Below are 11570 nucleotides of genomic sequence, written 5' to 3'. Positions count from 1 at the left end.
TCCTTCTTTCTTGTCCAAATATCCTCGGGGGTGAATTGCGGCTTCAGCCGCAAGAGGGGGCGGAAGCCCCCTCCCCCTGTCAGCTCACCCGACGATNGNCGCCTCGGTCGCGGCGCGCAGCGCGTCCTCGCTGACGCCATCGGCCAGCTCGACGATCTTCAGCCCGCCCGGAACCACGTCCAGCACCCCCAGATTGGTGATGATCCGGTTCACCACGCCCTGGCCCGTCAAGGGCAGGGTGCAGGATTTCAGCACCTTCGACTCGCCCGCCTTGTTGGTGTGGTCCATCACCACCACCACCCGGCCCACGCCCGCCACCAGGTCCATCGCCCCGCCCATGCCCTTGACCAGCTTGCCGGGGATCATCCAGTTCGCCAGGTCGCCGTTCTCGGCCACCTCCATCGCCCCCAGGATCGCCATGGCGATCTTGCCGCCGCGGATCATCGCGAAGCTCTCGGCGCTGTCGAAATAGGCGGTCTGCGGCAGCTCGGTCACCGTCTGCTTGCCGGCATTGATCAGGTCCGGGTCCTCCTCGCCCTCGTAAGGAAACGGCCCGATGCCCAGCATGCCGTTTTCCGATTGCAGCGTCACATGCACCCCCTCGGGGATGTAGTTCGCCACCAGCGTCGGGATGCCGATCCCGAGGTTCACATACCAGCCGTCCTGCAGTTCCTGCGCGGCCCGCGCCGCCATCCGGTTGCGGTCCCAGCCCTTGATTTCGGCGGCCATCAGACGGTCTCCTTCTTGCCGGTCGTGTCGGAGACGCGCGAACGTGTCGTGCGCTGCTCGATGCGCTTCTCGTGCTGGCCCTGGATCAGCCGATGGACATAGATCCCCGGCAGGTGGATGGCGTCGGGATCGAGGCTGCCCGTCGGCACGATCTCCTCGACCTCGCAGACGCAGATGCGGCCGCATTTCGCCGCCGGCACGTTGAAGTTGCGCGCGGTCTTGCGGAACACCACGTTGCCCGACTCGTCCGCCTTCCAGCCCTTGACGATGGCCAGGTCGGCGACGATGCCGCGTTCCAGGATATAGGTCTCGCCGTCGAAATCGTGATGCTCCTTGCCCTCGGCGATCACCGTGCCGACGCCGGTTTTCGTATAAAAGCCCGGGATGCCGGCGCCGCCCGCCCGCATGCGCTCGGCCAGCGTGCCCTGCGGGTTGAACTCCAGCTCCAGCTCGCCCGAGAGATACTGGCGCATGAACTCGGCATTCTCGCCGACATAGGAGGAGATCATCTTGCGGATCTGCCGCGAGTCCAAGAGCTTGCCCAGCCCGAACCCGTCCACGCCGCAATTGTTGGAGGCGATGGTTAGCTCCCTGGTCCCGGCGCGCAGGATCGCCTCGATCAAAAGCTCCGGGATGCCGCAAAGCCCGAAGCCCCCCGCCGCAATCACCATCCCGTCACGAAGCAAACCCCCAAGCGCCAAATCCGCGCTGGGATAGATCTTGTTCGATCCCGCCATTCGCATTCCCCGATCCGTTGACCCGCCGCGGGCGCCGATTGCCGCTCCGCCGCGATCAACCCTGTCGCATGGGCGGGGAATGCTCTATCCGTAGGAATACTTAGATCAATAGGTATCGCGACCATGCAGACTCCGCGCTGGCGGCCCTCGGGCCGCGATTGCGACAGCCTGGGCTTCCAGAACGCGCCCGACGCGACCCTGGTGCTGGCCGAGCGGGTGATCGTCCGCGCCAACCTGATGGTCGAGACGGTGTTCGGCTGGCCCCCGCGCGCGCTCGAAGGCCAATCCATGCGCATGCTCTATCCCGGCGAGACGGATTTCGAGCTGGTGGGCGAGCGCGCCCGCAAGGCGCTGCAAGAGCGGCCCTTCTACCGGGACGAGCGTTTCATGCGCCGCAAGGACGGGCGGATCGTCTGGATGGAGGGCAGGGGCCGGACCATGGACCAGGACGACCCGCACCGGCTGGCGATCTGGACCTACCGGCCGCTGGAAAGCTCGGTCGGGGCCGGCAGCCTGCTGACCGCGACGGAAAAGCGCATCGCCGGCTATCTGGTGAACGGCTTCACCAGCAAGGAGATCGCCAAATCGCTGGCCTGCTCGCCCCGCACGGTCGAGGTGCACCGCGCCAACATGATCCGCAAGACGGGGGTGCGCAACAGCTTCGAGCTGGTGCGGCGGCTGCTGGATATCGGTTCGGGCTGAACCCGGCCGGCCATGGGCCGCGGGCCGGCTCCGGCCCGGCCTTCGCCGGCGGTCCGCCCGGCGGCGGACGGGTGCAGGGGCGGACGGCCCTGCGCCGGCGCGGCCGATGCCGATCATCGACCTTGCCCGCGGGACCGGCTATCCTGCGCCGGCCCGGCTTGGGCCAAACGAGGAAATGCAAGACGTGACCATCCCCACCCGCCGCCCGACCGGCGCCGCCGCCGAGCCCGTCGTCGGCACGACGGTGCAATATGTCATCGACACGCTGGCGATGCGCATCGTGTCGCAGGAATACGACACCGACGAGCGCCTGCCCTCCGAGCGGCAGCTGGCGCAGGATCTGGGGGTGGCGCGGAACACGGTGCGCGAGGCGCTGGACCAGCTCGAGGCGCGGGGCATGATCCGGCGCCGCGCCGGCTCGGGCTCTTTCGTCACCTACGATGCCGGCGGCAGCAGCGAATCGCTGAGTCCGGTGGCGGCCGAAACCGGCCCGCTGCATCTGCAGGTCGTGCGCAGCATCCTGGAGCCCGAGATGGTCCGGCTGGCGATCATCAACATGTCGCCGCGCCGGATCGAGGCGCTGGGGGAAACCCTGTCGCAGATGGAGGCCGTGCAGGCCGATGCCAACGCCTTCGTCCGGCTGGAGGAGGAATTCCACCGCCAGATCGCCAGCGGCACCGACAATCCGCTGCTGATCGCCTGCTACAACCTGGTCATCGACGCCCGCCGGCAGGCCTTTCGCGCCGCCATGTATCGCCGGCACCTGACCCCCAGCCGCATCGCCATCTATCAGCGCAGCTACAACGCCCTGTTCAACGCCATCGCCGCCCGCGACATCGAGGAGGCGACCGAATTCATGAAGCTCGCACTCATCGAGGACCAGAAGCTTCTGCTGCAGGAGGACTGAGCTCCGCCGCCGGGTCGAGGCGCTGATACCACATCTGCCCGAGTTGCTCGAGATGCTGGCGCAGCAGCGGGGCGTGGCGTTCCAGCCAGTCCAGCACCGAGCCGAATTCGATGATCCGCGCCCTGCCGTTGCGGATGCCGACCACGGGCCAGTCGCCGACAAGCGCGTTGTCGATGCCGAACAGCGCGCTGCCCCACCAGCGCGCGGTACCGAAGACATGCGGCATCTGCTGGTGCCGCTTCATCGCCGCCAGGACGGTGATCGGCGCCACGGTGTCGGCGCTTTCCACCGCGTTCTGCCACAGGTCGAGGATCGAGGCGTATTCCCAGCTCACCGCGCTCCATTCGCCGGGAAAGCGGGCGTTGTAGGCGTCGAAGAAGGCCTTGGGGCGGCGAAAGAAGAAGGCCTTGTCGGCCAGCAGCGGGTCGTCGAAATCCGGGAACTGGAAGACATAGCGCGACATGAACTCGGCCGAGGTGCTGGCGATCAGCCGCGGATAGTCGTCGCCGGTGCAGGCCAGGATCGGGCCGCGCCAGCCCAGATCATGCGCGGCCTCGGTCAGGGCGCGGGTCATCGGCGCGGGCGAGGTGCACCAGCACAGCAGGTCCGGCGCCTGCTCCAGCATCGCCCGCACGATCGAGCGCGCGTCGGTCTCGCCCGGATCATAGCGGATTTCCCTGACGACGGGCCGGCCCGCCGCTTCGAAGGCGGCGCGATAGACGGCCAGCGAGGGCAGGCCCAGCCGGTCGGACTGGCTGCACAGCGCCACCCGCCGCATCGCGGGCCGGCTGCGGGTCAGCCATTCGACGCCGGTGACGTTGAACAGCGGATGCAACTCGGCCGGTGCGATCAGACTGGGCGTGTCGGGCGACAGGTCCGAGGGCAGCAGCGTCGCCACCAGCACGCGCCGCGCCATCAGATAGGGCAGGGCCGGCGCGAAACTGTCGCCGCCCAGCGTCAGGACCAGGCGGACGCGCTTGCGCTCGACCATGTCGCGCGCCGCCTCCAGCGTCGCGGCGGGATCGGCGGCGCTGTCATGGGCGACGATCTCCAGCCGGTGGCGCTTGCCCGCCACCATCAGCCCGCCATGGTCGTTGATCCAGTCCGCCCAGATCCGGCATCCGCCGAGGCCGGGCGCGCCCCAGCGTTCCTCGGGGCCCGACAGCGGCGCCAGGAAACCGACTCGCAGCGCCGACCGATTCTCGGCGTTCAGCCGGGGAATCGAACCGGTGACGACAAGCTGCTGGGCGAGCGATGGCGTGCGCATGAATTCATCTATAGCGGAATTCTGCCGGTTTTGACGCCTCGAATCCGACGAATTTATATTCCAGTGAAGAAAAATTGTTGACCTGTGGCCGCAATCGGCTCTTACTTGGTTCATGCCGATGGAACCAGTTCGGAAAATTGGTCCATACCGGCGAACAGGGAGCCAATAACATGAAGAAGCGCGTTGCCATCATCGGCGCGGGTCCTTCGGGGCTTGCGCAGCTGAGAGCCTTTCAGTCGGCGGCCCAGAAGGGGGCCGAGATCCCCGAAATCGTCTGTTTCGAGAAGCAGTCGAACTGGGGCGGGCTGTGGAACTATACCTGGCGCACCGGCTTGGACGAATATGGCGAGCCGGTGCATTGCTCGATGTATCGCTATCTGTGGACCAACGGCCCCAAGGAGGGGCTGGAATTCGCCGACTATTCCTTCGAGGAGCATTTCGGCAAGCAGATCGCCTCCTATCCGCCGCGGGCGGTGATGTTCGACTATATCGAGGGCCGGGTGGTCAAGGCCGGGGTCCGCGACTGGATCCGCTTCTCGACCGTGGTGCGGCATGTCGAATATGACGAGGACCGCGAGATCTTCACCGTCACCGCCCATGACCTGGTCAAGGATCACATGTATGCCGAGGAATTCGACCATGTGATCGTGGCCTCGGGGCATTTCTCGACCCCCAACGTGCCGGAATACGAGGGCTTCTCGACCTTCAACGGCCGCATCGTCCACGCCCACGACTTCCGCGACGCGCGCGAATTCGCCGGCAAGGACGTGCTGGTCATGGGATCGTCCTATTCGGCCGAGGATATCGGCTCGCAATGCTGGAAATACGGCGCGAAATCCGTCACCTCCTGCTATCGCAGCGCGCCCATGGGCTTCAAATGGCCCGACAACTGGCAGGAGAAGCCGGCACTGGTCCGGGTCGAGGGCAAGGAGGCCGTGTTCAAGGACGGCTCGCGCAAGGAGGTGGACGCCATCATCCTGTGCACCGGCTACAAGCATTATTTCCCGTTCCTGCCCGACGATCTGCGGCTGAAGACCGCGAACCGGCTGGCGGCGGCGGATCTCTACAAGGGGGTGGTCTGGGTCCATAATCCGCGCCTGTTCTATCTGGGCATGCAGGACCAGTGGTTCACCTTCAACATGTTCGACGCGCAGGCCTGGTATGTGCGCGACATCGTCATGGGCCGGATCGAGGTGCCGCAGGACAAGCAGGTGCTGATGGCCGACGTGCGCGAGCGCGAAGAACGCGAGGAAGCCTCGGACGACGTCAAATACGCGATCCGCTATCAGGCCGATTACGTCAAGGAACTGATCGCCGAGACCGACTATCCCAGTTTCGACGTGGATGGCGCCTGCGCGGCCTTCTACGAATGGAAGAAGCACAAGGCCGAGGACATCATGGCCTTCCGCAACCACTCCTATCGCTCGGTCATCACCGGCACCATGGCGCCCAAGCATCACACGCCCTGGAAGGATGCGCTCGACGACTCGATGGAAGCCTATCTGATGAACTGAGCAGGGTTTTCCCCCCGACTGGGGCCGGGCATCCGGCCCCACCTTTTTCCTCCTGGGAGGTCCAGATGCTCCAGCTGCCGCCAGAAAGCCTGTTCCGGCCCGGCCCGCCGCGCGCAACCCATGTGCGCCGCGCCGCCGGCTTCACCCTGCCGCCCGGGGTCGAACGCTATGCCGTTCCCGGCGCCGGCGCCGTCGCGGTGCAGATCGCGACCGGCGACCGGATCGAGATCATCAATGACGAGGGCGGCCAGCGTTGCGAACTGCTGGCCGCGCATGCCGACGGCCGGCTGGACCCGGCGATCCTTGGCGCTGCCGCCGACGCACCGGCCGATGGGCTGCGCGCCCTGCTGTCCTCGGACGGGCCGGGGCTTGCATCGCTGCGCCGCCGGCTGGCCGAGCTGGGCATCCCGCTGGCCGAGGCCCGTGCCATCGGCCTGTTCGGGGCAGAGACGCGGCCGGGCGAGACCGTGGCGCTGACCGCCGCCGCACCCGGCTGGCTGATCGCCGCCGCGCCGGGCGGCGTCATGGATTTCGAGGCGCAGGACACCTCGACCCCGCTGACCCTGCGCATCACCCGCGCCAATCCGCGCCGCCAAGGGCATTTCGCCCTGCCCACGCCGCTGGCCGATCCGCTCCTGGACCTGCGGGTGAAGTCCGCCACCGCCGAGGCCTATACCGTCAAGGCCGGGGATTTCATCCAGATCATCGACGTGGACGGCCGGCAATGCACCGATTTCCAGTGCTTCGACGCGCGCAAGCTGGACCGCGGCATCGTGCATCCGCTGGACGTGACCACGACCCGCACCATCCAGGGCCATGCCTATCCGATGCCGGGGCTGCATGCGAAATATTTCGACCACGACCTGACGCCGCTGGTCGAGGTCGTGCAGGACACCTGCGGGCGCCACGACGCCTTCGCGCTGGCCTGTTCGGCGAAATATTACGACGATATCGGCTATCCGGGCCATGCCAACTGCACGGACAATTTCAACGCCGTCCTGGCGCCCTATGGGGTCGAGGCCCGCGCCGGCTGGATGGCGGCGAATTTCTTCTTCAACACCGGCATCGATGCGCATGGCGTGATGTATGCCGACGAGCCCTGGTCGCGGCCCGGCGACTATGTGCTGTTGCGGGCGCTGACCGATCTGGTCTGCGTCTCCTCGGCCTGTCCCGACGACACCACCGCCGCCAATGGCTGGCACCTGACCGATATTCATGTCCGCAGCTATGGCGCGCAGGAACGGTTCAGCCGTGCCACCGCCTGGCGCGCCACCCCCGACGCGGAGCCGATCATGACCCGTGAGACCGCCTTCCACCAGAATTTCGCCGCCCTGACCCGCGATTTCGTCGAGTATCGGGGCTTCTGGCTGCCGAATTCCTTCCCGGAATGCGACCCGGTCGAAAGCTATTGGGCCTGCCGCGAGGGCGTGGTGGTCATGGACCTGTCGGCGCTGCGCAAGTTCGAGGTGACCGGCCCCGATGCCGAGGCGCTGATGAACTGGGTGCTGACCCGCGACGTGGCCAAGCTGGGCCATGGGCAGGTGGTCTATTCGGCGATGTGCCATCCCCATGGCGGCATGATCGACGACGGCACGCTGTTCCGGCTGGGCGAGCACAACTTCCGCTGGATCGGCGGCAGCGACGAGGGCGGGGTCTGGATGCGCGAGCAGGCCGAGAAGCTGGGCCTGAACGTGATGATCCGCTCCTCGACCGACCAGATGCACAACCTGGCGGTGCAGGGGCCGAAATCGCGCGAGCTGATGGCGGGGATCGTCTGGACGCCGCCGCATCAGCCCGCCTTGGCCGATCTGGGCTGGTTCCGCTTTACCGTCGGCCGCATCGGCGGCGAAAGGGGCGTGCCGGTGGTGGTGTCGCGCACCGGCTATACCGGCGAGCTGGGCTACGAGATCTTCTGTCATCCCAGGCATGGCGACGTGGTCTTCGAGGCAGTCTGGAACGCCGGCCAGCCGCTGGGGCTCAAGCCCATGGGCCTTGCCGGGCTGGACCTGGTGCGGATCGAGGCCGGGCTGGTCTTTGCCGGCTACGATTTCAGCGACCAGACCGACCCGTTCGAGGCGGGCGTGGGCTTCACGGTGCCGCTCAAGTCCAAGAACGCCGATTTCGTCGGCCGCGAGGCGCTGATCCGGCGCAAGGACCATCCCAGCCGCAAGTTCGTCGGGCTGGAGATCGACGGGCAGGACGCGGTGGGCCATGGCGATTGCATCCGCATCGGCCGGGCGCAGGTGGGCGAGGTCTGCTCGGCCATGCGCTCGCCGCGCACGGGGCAGATGATCGCGCTGGCGCGGATCGACATCGCCCATGCCGAACCCGGCACCGCGGTCGAGGTCGGGCGGCTGGACGGGCATATCAAGCGCATCGCGGCGAAGGTCGCAGCCTTCCCGCATTACGACCCCAAGAAGGAACGCCCCCGCGCCTGAGGCGCGGCCGGTGGCGACAAGCGCAGGCGTCGGGGACGGCCCCGGCGGTCAGCAGGAAGAACGGCAAAGCCCATACCTCATTTACAACCGACGGGGGCCTGACAGATGGAAAAGGATCTTGCGACCACGACCGGATTGCAGCGGCGGGCAGGGACCTCGGGCATCCTCCTCGCCCCGAGCCTCTGCGACGCGCCGGCCCGCGCCCGGCCGCTTGCCTGCGGGACGGGGGGACTGCACCGGAAGAACGCCTGCCGCACGCGCCCGGATCGGAACGATCGGGCAGGGAACGATCGGACAGCGGGCGCGCGGTTGCGCGCCCTTGCGCTTTCTGGCGCTCCGATCATCCGGGACGGCAAGGAGGTGGGCGTGGTGACCATCGGGTTTTACAGCCCTTTGAACGGGCACAATATCGGCATTGCGCGGATGCCGGTGGATTGCGCGGTTCCGGGCACGCCGCTGACGATCCGCAACCCGGGCGGCGAGATCGCCGCCACGGCGCAGCCGATGCCCTTCCACGACCCCGAGAAGAAGCGCCGCACCGCCAAGGGCTGAACCGACCCCGGGGCGCGCGGGCGGCGCCAGGACCGCCCCGCCCCCTCCGCGACAGGGAGAACGCCGCCAATGCGAGCCACGGAATTTTCATCTTCCATCCCCAGCCGCCCGGTCTATGGCGGGCTGCGCCCGCACGGGGCGCTGGCCTCGCTGATGCTGGCCGAGGGCGCGGGCGGCGAGGCGCTGGCCGCGCTGGCCCGGGCCGACCCCTCGGTCATGCGCCGGGCGCAGCTGTTCTGGATCCCCGCCGGCGCCGGTCCCGAACTGGGGTCGCGGCTGCGGGCGCTGGGGCCGGCCGGCTATGTCGAGGGGCCGAGCTGGGCGGCGCTGCGGCCGCGCTTCGCCCGGGCCCTGGCCGAGGCGCATATGGGCACCCGGCTCTATCTTGCCGGCGGCGAGGGGCTGATCGGCCAGGCCACGGCCGAGGCGCTGGCCGCCGGAATGCCGCTGGAGGCGATCGATGCCGAGCATCGCGGCGGCTTCGCCCGGCGGGTGCAATGCGTGCATTGCAAGGGCATCACCGAGAACGTCGCCACCGACCCGTTCGCCTGTTCGCATTGCGGGCTGAACCTGTTCGTGCGCGACCATTACTCGCGCCGCATCGGCGCCTTCCAGGGGGTCTGCGTCGATGCCGAGACCCCGGGCCAGGTGCCCGAGCCGCAGGAGATCAAGCCATGACGTCCCTGATGCTGCGCGTGGCGGCGGCCGAGCCGCTGACGCTGCTGGTCAAGCGCTTCCGCTTCGAACACCCGCAGGGCGCGGCCCTGCCGCTGTTTTCCGGCGGCGCGCATGTGGTGGTCGAGATGCCGGATGGCGAGGTGCTGCGCCGCAACGCCTATTCGCTGATCTCGGACCCGCAGGACGGCTCGGGCTACGAGATCGCGGTGCGGCGCGAGGATGGCGGGCGCGGCGGCTCGCGCTTCATGCATGGCCGGGTGCGGGCGGGCGACCTGCTGCGCGTCTCGCTGCCGCTGAACCTTTTCGCGCTGGACCTGCGGGCCCGCAAGCACGTGCTGATCGCCGGCGGCATCGGCATCACCCCTTTCGTCGCCCAGGTCCGCCAGCTTCTGCGCATGCAGCTGCCCTTCGAGCTGCATTACGCCGCCCGCTCGCGCGCCGAGGCGGCCGGGCTGAAGCTGCTGCCGGATGTGCCGCATATCCATGCCCATATCTCGGAGGAGGGCAACCGCATGGATCTGGGCGCGATCCTGTCGGGCCAGCCGCTTGGCACGCATGTCTATACCTGCGGCCCCGAGGGGCTGATCGGTGCGGTGGCGGAAGCGGGCGCCCGGCTGGGCTGGCCGCAGACCGCGCTGCATTCCGAGGTCTTCCAGGCGCCGCCGCCCGGCCGGCCCTTCGCGGTGGTGCTGGCGCGTTCGGGGCGGACCATCGCGGTCGGCGCGCATCAGAGCCTGCTCGAGGCGCTGGAGGCGGCCGGGGCCGAGATCGACTGGTCCTGCCGCGGCGGCGCCTGCGGGCGCTGCGAGACGCGGGTGCTGTCCTGCCACGGCCGCATCGAGCATCACGACCACTGGCTGTCCGAGGACGAGCGCTCCTCGCAGAGCCGCATCATGCCCTGCGTCTCGCGCTTCCGCGGCGAGACGCTGATCATCGACCGATAGGAGCCCGGCCATGACCATCCGGTTCAACGACGAGACCTTCCGCGACGATTACAGCTTCCGCAACTCGGCCGAAGCCATCCGGCGCTTTCCGTTCCCGTTCGACAAGGACGACTACATGTATTCCGTCAACATGGAGCCGCACGGGACGGGGGGCCGCGCCGGCAGCGTCTTCGAGAAGCGCTTCGACGTGGACGAGCATTACGTGGCCGAGATGCGCGACCGGGCGATCACCCTGGCCGGGGACCCGCTGCGCTGCCAGTCGCTGCCGCATATGGCGCTGGCGGGCTGGGACCTGCTGGAGCTGATCATGCAGTGCAAGGCCGAGGATTACCCCGAGCTGTTCCAGCTGCATCGCGACGGCGACCGCTGGCACTGGATCAACCGGCCGCTGGGGATCGAGCAGCGCTTCACCTTCCTCGACCCGACGACGCTGCCCTGCGGGCCGCTGGAATACGTCACCCGCCAGGCGCAGGGCGATTTCGCGCTGCTGGACCAGCGCGAGGGCAACCTGTGGATGGATGCCGGCATGGTGACCAGCCAGGCGGACTGGTCGCTGGATTTCGACATCGGCATGAACTTCTTCGAATGGCATGCGCCGGTGCCGAAGGCGGCCGAGCTGGGCATCTTCCAGCGGGCGCTGAAATTCCTGCTGGCGGTGCAGCAGGGCGCGCCGTCGCGGCGGCTGAACTGGACGATGACGGTCAATCCGCGGCTGGACACCAGCCCCGAGAACTATCACCTCTGGGGCCCCGAGAAGCGCACCATCACCCCCGAGAACGTGGGGGCCAGGCAATATCTGCGGGTGGAGCTGCAGAGCTTCTGGCGGCTGCCGCGCTCGAACGCGCTGGCCTTTCCGATCCGCTGCTACCTGATCGCGCTCGAGGATCTGGTGACGGTGCCGAAATGGGCGCGCCGGCTGCACCGGGTGATCCGCGACCTGCCCGACGAGCTGGCCGACTACAAGGGCTTCGCCGTCAACCGCCAGATCATCATCGACTATCTCGCGAAGTTCGACGACGGGAAGCCGACCTCGCCCGGAATCTTCGCCGACGAGTAGGGCCGGGACAACCCGACCGGGCAACAGCCGCCCCCGATGCGGGGC

10 protein-coding genes and 1 pseudogene are annotated in these 11570 nt (G+C 68.0%); 8 read left to right on the top strand and 3 right to left on the bottom strand.

All coding sequences use genetic code 11. The annotated features are described in order from the left end of the window. Window positions 1-84: 84 nt before the first annotated feature. Entirely contained in the window at window positions 85-729 is a 645-nt protein-coding gene (locus tag PARJ55_RS0120240; protein WP_028713426.1) for a 3-oxoacid CoA-transferase subunit B, read from the bottom strand. Beyond that, entirely contained in the window at window positions 729-1466 is a 738-nt protein-coding gene (locus tag PARJ55_RS0120235; RefSeq protein WP_028714626.1) for a CoA transferase subunit A, read from the bottom strand. Before PARJ55_RS0120235 ends, PARJ55_RS0120240 begins: the two co-directional genes overlap by 1 nt. A gap of 123 nt (window positions 1467-1589) precedes the next feature. Between PARJ55_RS0120235 and PARJ55_RS0120230 the strand changes: the two genes are divergently transcribed. Together PARJ55_RS0120230 and PARJ55_RS0120225 are read left to right on the top strand one after the other, a co-directional pair. Beyond that, window positions 1590-2168 carry a LuxR C-terminal-related transcriptional regulator gene (locus PARJ55_RS0120230; protein WP_028714625.1) on the top strand — a complete coding sequence of 193 codons (579 nt, stop codon included), beginning with the start codon at window positions 1590-1592 and terminating at the stop codon, window positions 2166-2168. A gap of 175 nt (window positions 2169-2343) precedes the next feature. Further along, window positions 2344-3075, top strand: a complete 732-nt coding sequence (locus PARJ55_RS0120225) for a FadR/GntR family transcriptional regulator (RefSeq protein WP_028714624.1) — start codon at window positions 2344-2346, stop codon at window positions 3073-3075. Here the strand turns inward: PARJ55_RS0120225 and PARJ55_RS22765 are convergent. Next, window positions 3038-4342, bottom strand: coding sequence for an ABC transporter substrate-binding protein (locus tag PARJ55_RS22765; protein ID WP_028717533.1), 1305 nt, complete (start codon window positions 4340-4342; stop codon window positions 3038-3040). The two genes, PARJ55_RS0120225 and PARJ55_RS22765, sit on opposite strands and share 38 nt — an antisense overlap. Before the next feature lie 170 nt (window positions 4343-4512). Here PARJ55_RS22765 and PARJ55_RS0120215 point away from each other — a divergent pair, with 170 nt between their 5' ends. The 6 genes and pseudogenes from PARJ55_RS0120215 to PARJ55_RS0120190 all read left to right on the top strand — a co-directional run bounded on the left by PARJ55_RS0120215 (window position 4513) and on the right by PARJ55_RS0120190 (window position 11525). After that, window positions 4513-5856 (top strand): NAD(P)-binding domain-containing protein, encoded by a 1344-nt coding sequence (locus PARJ55_RS0120215; protein WP_028714623.1) that lies wholly within the window; start codon window positions 4513-4515, stop codon window positions 5854-5856. A gap of 65 nt (window positions 5857-5921) precedes the next feature. Beyond that, window positions 5922-8294, top strand: a complete 2373-nt coding sequence (locus tag PARJ55_RS0120210; protein ID WP_028714622.1) for a DUF1989 domain-containing protein — start codon at window positions 5922-5924, stop codon at window positions 8292-8294. 321 nt (window positions 8295-8615) lie between these two features. Continuing rightward, window positions 8616-8846, top strand: a pseudogene (locus PARJ55_RS24690) (glycine cleavage T C-terminal barrel domain-containing protein); the annotation flags it as partial. A 69-nt stretch (window positions 8847-8915) separates the two neighbouring features. Then, window positions 8916-9524 (top strand): dimethylamine monooxygenase subunit DmmA family protein, encoded by a 609-nt coding sequence (locus PARJ55_RS0120200; protein ID WP_028714564.1) that lies wholly within the window; start codon window positions 8916-8918, stop codon window positions 9522-9524. Further along, the gene (locus tag PARJ55_RS0120195; protein WP_028714563.1) at window positions 9521-10468 is read left to right on the top strand and encodes a PDR/VanB family oxidoreductase; all 948 of its coding nucleotides are present in this window, start codon (window positions 9521-9523) and stop codon (window positions 10466-10468) included. The genes PARJ55_RS0120200 and PARJ55_RS0120195 overlap by 4 nt, the downstream gene beginning before the upstream one ends. 10 nt (window positions 10469-10478) lie before the next feature. Beyond that, the gene (locus PARJ55_RS0120190; RefSeq protein ID WP_028714562.1) at window positions 10479-11525 is read left to right on the top strand and encodes a DUF3445 domain-containing protein; all 1047 of its coding nucleotides are present in this window, start codon (window positions 10479-10481) and stop codon (window positions 11523-11525) included. Window positions 11526-11570 lie beyond the last annotated feature (45 nt).

The organism is Paracoccus sp. J55 (assembly GCF_000513975.1).
Classification (GTDB): Bacteria; Pseudomonadota; Alphaproteobacteria; order Rhodobacterales; family Rhodobacteraceae; genus Paracoccus.
Note: the sequence above shows the minus strand (reverse complement) of the source record. Positions and strands in the feature narration are given on the sequence as shown.

Excerpts from the sequence above, each read along its gene's own strand:
- PARJ55_RS0120235 (WP_028714626.1), bottom strand. The coding sequence starts at position 1,466 with ATGGCGGGATCGAACAAGATCTATCCCAGCGCGGATTTGGCGCTTGGG.
- PARJ55_RS0120230 (WP_028714625.1), top strand. The coding sequence starts at position 1,590 with ATGCAGACTCCGCGCTGGCGGCCCTCGGGCCGCGATTGCGACAGCCTG.
- PARJ55_RS0120225 (WP_028714624.1), top strand. The coding sequence starts at position 2,344 with ATGCAAGACGTGACCATCCCCACCCGCCGCCCGACCGGCGCCGCCGCC.
- PARJ55_RS22765 (WP_028717533.1), bottom strand. The coding sequence starts at position 4,342 with ATGCGCACGCCATCGCTCGCCCAGCAGCTTGTCGTCACCGGTTCGATT.
- PARJ55_RS0120215 (WP_028714623.1), top strand. The coding sequence starts at position 4,513 with ATGAAGAAGCGCGTTGCCATCATCGGCGCGGGTCCTTCGGGGCTTGCG.
- PARJ55_RS0120210 (WP_028714622.1), top strand. The coding sequence starts at position 5,922 with ATGCTCCAGCTGCCGCCAGAAAGCCTGTTCCGGCCCGGCCCGCCGCGC.
- PARJ55_RS0120200 (WP_028714564.1), top strand. The coding sequence starts at position 8,916 with ATGCGAGCCACGGAATTTTCATCTTCCATCCCCAGCCGCCCGGTCTAT.
- PARJ55_RS0120195 (WP_028714563.1), top strand. The coding sequence starts at position 9,521 with ATGACGTCCCTGATGCTGCGCGTGGCGGCGGCCGAGCCGCTGACGCTG.
- PARJ55_RS0120190 (WP_028714562.1), top strand. The coding sequence starts at position 10,479 with ATGACCATCCGGTTCAACGACGAGACCTTCCGCGACGATTACAGCTTC.